We start from the raw sequence: 6,111 nt of genomic DNA on the forward strand, positions 1-6,111 counted from the left end.
GGGGACTCCGTCAAAGCAGGAGACGTCATCGTTAGCATTGACTCGGCGGCACGTGACAACCAGCTGGCTCAAGCCGAGTCTAACTACCAGACGAGTCTCCTCAACATTGAGACAGCCAACACGACTGATCTTGCGGCAAGCAAAATACAGTTGGAAACTGCGCTGAAGCAGGCACAGATTCAGGAGCTTCAGGCAGAGAACAACTTGAAGAACGCAACCGTGGACGATACGAGCTCCGGAACTGTCACCAGTCTGCAAGAAGCAGTGACGAAGTCTGAGGAAAGCCTCACGACCGCTCAGGCCAACCTCAAGTACCTTCAGGACTATGATACGTCGTCGGTAGCGCAGTCTGATATTGCTGTTCAGCAAGCTCAACTCACCTTGACCGCGGCTGAGAATCAGCTTGTCCTGGATGCGCAAGCAATTCCTGCGAAAGATACTACTGCAGACTTGGCTAAGGTCGACAGTGCACGGCTTTCTCTCGAAAGCGCTAATGCAAGTGCTGAGGCCAACAAAACAACGGCCGAAGCCTCGGTGGCACAGAGGATACTCAACCTGAACGCTGCTCAACTGCAGGTAACTCAGGCTGAAAGGGCCGTAACGACTGCGAAGAATAACCTTGCGGCGAACCAGAAGACGGTCGATTCACAGGCGAATAATGTGGACGTGCTCAAGGCGAACGTCGACCAGGCAAAGGCGGGTGTGACGCTTGCACAGTCTAATCTTGCCGGGTTCAGCGAGACGGCCCGCAAGGCTGCACTGCAGCTCCAGTTACTGCAGCAGCAGAAGAACCAGGCAGAGCTGTCATTGCAGGCTACGCAACTCACCTCCGACAACTATGTGGTGAAGGCTCCGTGGGATGGTGTCATCACATCGCTCAACGTCCGGGTCGGCGATCAGGCAACCAGTGCAACCAGTGCGACCACTGCGACCACTGCGACGGTGATTGCCGACACAAGCGGATGGAATGTCCAGGCATATGTTGACGAACTCGACGTTCTGCACGTCAAAGCTGGGCAGGATGCATCGGTGACAATGGATGCCTACCCCAACCAGACATTCAAGGCCAAGATCACGTATGTTGGAACTACGTTGGTGGCGACTTCGAGTAGCGTCAATGCATATGCCATCAAGATCCAGTTCACCAATCCTCCCACTACGCTGGTTGCCGGCATGACTGCCGATGCGTCGATTACGACGTCATCTGCAAAAGGAGTTCTTGCTGTCCCGGTCGAATCGATCCTGTCAGAAAACGGCAAAAATTATGTGACAGTGATATCTGTGGATGCCAGCAACAAGCGGACGACCACCAGGACAGAGGTGAAAACGGGCATTGAAGGCGACGTCTATGTCCAGATTATCTCGGGCCTCAAAGCGGGAGACCGTATCCTGCGCACGGCGAGTGCGACCACCACTACGTCGTCCTCTACGTCTTCTTCATCAACGACCACGGGAACCGGAAGAGGCAGCTTCGGTGGCCTCCCAGGCGGCCTGTAATCCATGAACCTGATCGAATTCAGCGATATCCGCAAGGTCTATACGATCGGTAGCATCACGATCGATGCTCTTGCCGGCGTATCTTTTGAGATCGGCGAACATGAATTTGTTGCTATCATGGGGCCGTCCGGTTCTGGAAAATCGACGCTGATGCATATTCTTGGATGTCTGGATACCCCGACCTCCGGTGCCTATCGTCTCGAGGGCCGTGATGTTTCCCAACTCCGATCGAATGATCTTGCCAGTATTCGCAATCGAGACATAGGATTCGTGTTTCAGTCTTACAACTTGCTGCCGCAGCTGAGTGCCCTGGAGAATGTCCTTCTTCCATGTACCTACTCCACACATGCGATCAGCGGAAGAGACGAACGAGCTCGTGCTCATGAACTGATGGAGCGTGTTGGGCTCAAGGATCGTATGTACAATCGCCCTGTTGAAATGTCGGGTGGAGAACAACAGCGTGTCGCCATTGCCCGGGCCCTGATGATGAATCCGCCGGTTATTCTTGCTGATGAGCCAACCGGCAACTTGAACTCCAAGGGGGCCCGCGAGATCCTGAACATCATGAAGGAGTTGCACACAGACGGGAAGACGATTATTTATGTCACGCACGATGATACCATCGGGGCGCAGGCGGAACGCGTGATTCGTATCCAGGACGGCCGTGTTGTGGCCGATGAGAGGAACTAGAATGGATCTCAGGGACAGTTTTCGGAATGCAACGCGAGCGATCTTCGCAGCGAAAATGCGCTCGTTTCTTACCATGCTGGGAATCATCATCGGTATTGCCGCCGTTGTTATGCTCATGGCAGTTGGCAATGGGACAAAACAGAGCATTCTAAGCAGAATGCAGAGTTCCGGCTCCGGCAACCTGTACCTGACAGCCGGCGCCAGGTCGAATGTCCTCATGGGCGGTGGTGGCTTCGGAGGAGGTAACAGGGGGGGAGCATCAGCCGGCGCCAAAATCACGGCGGAAGACTTGACGTATGTCGAGGCAAGAGTAACCTACCCGATTGTCGTATCGCCGACCAACCAGACCAATATTACGATCAAGAACGGGGATACCACCATGTCGGGTACCGGGATCTTCGCGACACCGACGTACTTTGAAGTTGAGAATGTAACGATTGCCAATGGCCGTATGATCTCTACGAGTGATATCGACAATCGGACGCGTAATGTTGTCATCGGTGCCACCGTGCAGACAACCCTGTTCCCTAATGAATCTGCAGTGGGGCAGCCGATCCGGATAAACGGCGCGAGTTACAAGGTCGTCGGCGTTGCTACGGCAAAAGGTGAGTCAATGGGGAGCTCTGTTGATACTGCAATCGTCCTGCCGTTCTCAGTTGGAGAGAAGTCGTTCGGTGTCGTCCACAATGTTATCCAACGAACAACGATCAAGTGCGTCGATCCTACTCAGAGCTTAGCAGTCACAACTGAGATTACCGATATCCTGACACGCAAACACAAGAAAGTGGACTTCAGCATTCAGGATGTCGCAGCCATGACAGCATTAGTGACGTCGTCCATGACGATACTGACAACGTTACTCGCGGCTATTGGAGGTCTCTCTCTTCTGGTCGGCGGTATCGGTATCATGAATATCATGCTCGTTTCTGTAACGGAACGAACCCGAGAGATAGGCATCCGTAAGGCGCTTGGAGCCCGTGAACGCGATATTCTCGTCCAGTTTCTTATTGAATCTTCCCTGTTGAGCATCGCGGGAGGCATCTTGGGGATTGCGATCAGCGTTCTTGGCTCGGATTTTATTGTTTCCCGATTTACGACGACGTCAGTAACTGGTTCCTCTATCCTTCTTGCTGTCGGTTTTTCCATCGCTGTCGGGGTGTTCTTCGGAGTCTATCCGGCTCGTACAGCAGCCCGGATGAAACCCGTCGATGCATTGCGGTATGAATAGGAGGTCGTCCATGAACAGGAACATACATCGACCATCCACAAAGGTGATGATGCGCTCAGTCTGACCTTTGACACAGGCGTCGGGTGAGTGCCAGCTCGGAAGGGGCTATGAACGGTCCAGCACAATCTGCTGCAGGAGACCGGACGCAGCCCTTTTTGACTTACCAGACATCGTGTTACGTCTGGCAGGTTGGGCAGATGAACGATGCCGTGCTGCCGGTCCGGATCTTCTGGACGAGCGCGCCACATACGGGACATGGCTTGCCTTCGCGGTACCCGACCAGGAATTCCGTGAAGTGCCCCGGTTGGTTGTACAGGTCCTTCTCGAATGCCAGGCCACCCAACTCCAGTGCATGTCCAAGCTGGAAGCGGATGGCGGCGTAAAGTGCTCGACGCTCGGACGCAGTAACGTCGGCGGTCTTGCGCAGGGGATGCAGGCCGGCCGCGAACAGGATGTCCTGGATGTAGACGTTGCCGATGCCTGCGATGTTCTTCTGGTCCATGAGAACCGTCTTGATCGTGCTCCGCTTCTTTTCTATCAGCATCTTTTCGAATATGTCTGGCGTGAACTCGCTGTCGTCCAGCGGGTCGAGACCCAGCACGGCTGTCATGGTATGGGAAGCGAGTTCGATGGTCTTGACCACATGAACATACCCGAACCACCAGAAGTGCTGGCTGAAGGCACTGCCGTCCTCGAACAGGACGGCCGACTGACGGTTCCCCGGCAAGAGCTCACCCTTGTGGTGGAAGAGAACTTCCCCACCCATGCCGAGATTGAGCAGAAGCGTTGCTCCCGGCTCGAGGTCTACGAAGATCCACTTTCCTCTCGACGTCACGCGGTTCACCTGTGCATGGACGAGCAGTTGCCCGAACTCGTCGGGTGATACGTTCAGACATCTGGGCTGGACGACGTCGACCCCGGCCACACGCCTGCCGCGGAGTTCCCGGTCCATTTGTCGTGCCAGATTGACCACTTCGGGTAGTTCGGGCATGGCGTCCTCCTCGTGCCTGGGACCGGCTACAGGGAGCGCACGACCTGGGCCAGAGTCCTGACTCCTTCGTCGATCTCCTCGGTGGTCAGCGCGCAGAACGGCAGCCGGACGAAGGTGTCTCCTCTCCCATCAGCGAAGAAGTCGCGCCCGTTTGTGAGCTGAATACCTTTCTCCAGGCCCCTGGCGATAAGAGCTTCGGCCTTGACACTCTTGTTGAGTGTGACGCCCACAAAGAAACCACCCTCAGGTCTGGCCCATGTTCCCAGGTCAGCCATTTCCGCGTCGAGCACAGCAAGCAGTTCGGACAGACGTGGGCGGTAGAGGTTGTGCAGCTTCTCGATCTGAGCGGGCAGCAGGCCCGTGTCGATGAACTCGAAGACCGTGGCCTGTGACAGAAGGGATGGGGTGATGTACGTATCCTGCGCGGTCTTGCCGAGGCGGTCCATGTACTGCTGGGGGCCAAACGCGAGGCCGACACGCAGACCGGGCGACAGCAACTTGCTGAAGCTGCCCAACTGGATAGTACGATGCGGGATCATGGACTGGATCGTGGGAACGTCGTCACCGGCGTATCGCAGGCGGCGATAAGGGACATCTTCGAGGACGAGCATGCCGTACTGTTCTGCCAGGGCGGCGAATGCGCGGCGTTTGGCCTCCGACATTGTTGTACCAGAAGGGTTCTGGAAATCGCTGATGACATATGTCATGAGGGGATGGTGTTCACGGATGAGTTCCTCACAGGCGGTAAGGTCCATGCCGTCTTCCTGCAGGGGGACGCCGACAACCGTGGCGCCCGCCCGGCGCAGGACCTTGATGACACGATCATACGAGGGCTGCTCGACTAGGACGGTCGAGCCCGGCGTGATAAGGGAACGGGCCACGAAATCGACGATCTGCAGGGCTCCCTGGCTCAGCAGAACCTGGTCGGGCTGGAGTCCGTGGCCGGCTGCGATGAACTCACGCAGCGGGCCGAATCCCCGGAAGGAGCCATATTGCAAAATCTGTGAGCTGTACTTGGCGAGAGCCGACGCGGCGCACTCTCCCAGGGCCTCCACCGGAAATGCTTCTGTTGCGGGAACCCCTCTCGTGAATGCAATCATGCTATTTGCCTCCTGGATGTGTCTGATACGTTCATGATGATTCCTACAGGACCATGAAGACTGCCGAGATGAGCAGTACTGCGTAGATGAGCTGGATGAAGCGTTCACCGCTGATGTGGTGGTGCGCGATGTCTCCCAGCAGGGCGCCNNACGTTGAGTGTCGTCCAGATGGCGACCAGCGTGGCGCGGAACGAAGCTTTGTCCTTCAGCTTCTGAGTCGCGTAGATAATGACAGGTGGACCACCCGAGGTGAACGCCCCCTGCATGGCGCCTCCGATGAACAGCAGGGTGTTGAGAAGCCAGGCAGGCCATGGTCGCGGCGTCGCTTTGCCCGGCCGAAACCGTGTGACCAGTCCCTGGACGCCGACGACGACCATGAAGATGGCGAGGATGTGCATCAGCGTGGTTTGTGGCAGGACGTTGTAGGCGATCATGCCAATAGGAAGTCCGGGCAAGACAAATGCAAGGATGCGCAGGTACTGCCGCCAGTCGACGTGCTTCCACGAGACGACCAGAAGATAGACGTCCAATATAAGGGCCAGGACAGTAAGGACGGGGCGAGCAGTGTCGATGCCGGTCAGGAGGATGCAGAACGGCATGGCCAG

The 6,111-nt window shown here is 56.3% G+C and carries 6 protein-coding genes; 3 read left to right on the forward strand and 3 right to left on the reverse strand.

The genetic code is table 11. The features are described from left to right. The 3 genes from SMC3_RS00720 to SMC3_RS00730 form a co-directional block, all read left to right on the forward strand. Positions 1 to 1,497, forward strand: a 1,497-nt coding sequence (locus tag SMC3_RS00720; protein WP_119089717.1) for an efflux RND transporter periplasmic adaptor subunit, incomplete at its 5' end; no start/stop codon positions are given. Positions 1,498 to 1,506: 9 nt separating this feature from the next. After that, entirely contained in the window at positions 1,507 to 2,187 is a 681-nt protein-coding gene (locus tag SMC3_RS00725; protein ID WP_119086818.1) for an ABC transporter ATP-binding protein, read from the forward strand. A 1-nt stretch (position 2,188) separates the two neighbouring features. Next, the gene (locus SMC3_RS00730; RefSeq protein WP_165846485.1) at positions 2,189 to 3,415 is read left to right on the forward strand and encodes an ABC transporter permease; all 1,227 of its coding nucleotides are present in this window, start codon (positions 2,189 to 2,191) and stop codon (positions 3,413 to 3,415) included. Between the two features lie 175 nt (positions 3,416 to 3,590). On the opposite strand, the gene SMC3_RS00735 is transcribed toward SMC3_RS00730, so the two are convergent. The 3 genes from SMC3_RS00735 to SMC3_RS00745 all read right to left on the reverse strand — a co-directional run. Further along, a complete protein-coding gene (locus SMC3_RS00735; protein WP_119086760.1) occupies positions 3,591 to 4,406 on the reverse strand; it encodes an Fpg/Nei family DNA glycosylase in 816 nt (271 codons plus the stop codon). Between the two features lie 26 nt (positions 4,407 to 4,432). Further along, complete coding sequence (locus SMC3_RS00740; protein WP_119086761.1) at positions 4,433 to 5,506, reverse strand: PLP-dependent aminotransferase family protein; 1,074 nt, start codon at positions 5,504 to 5,506, stop codon at positions 4,433 to 4,435. Positions 5,507 to 5,610: 104 nt separating this feature from the next. Further along, positions 5,611 to 6,111 (reverse strand): sulfite exporter TauE/SafE family protein (locus SMC3_RS00745; protein ID WP_133299367.1); only part of this gene is annotated, 501 nt, incomplete at its 5' end.

Origin of the sequence: Candidatus Cryosericum hinesii (assembly GCF_003570985.1) — a bacterium.
GTDB lineage: Bacteria > Caldisericota > Caldisericia > Cryosericales > Cryosericaceae > Cryosericum > Cryosericum hinesii.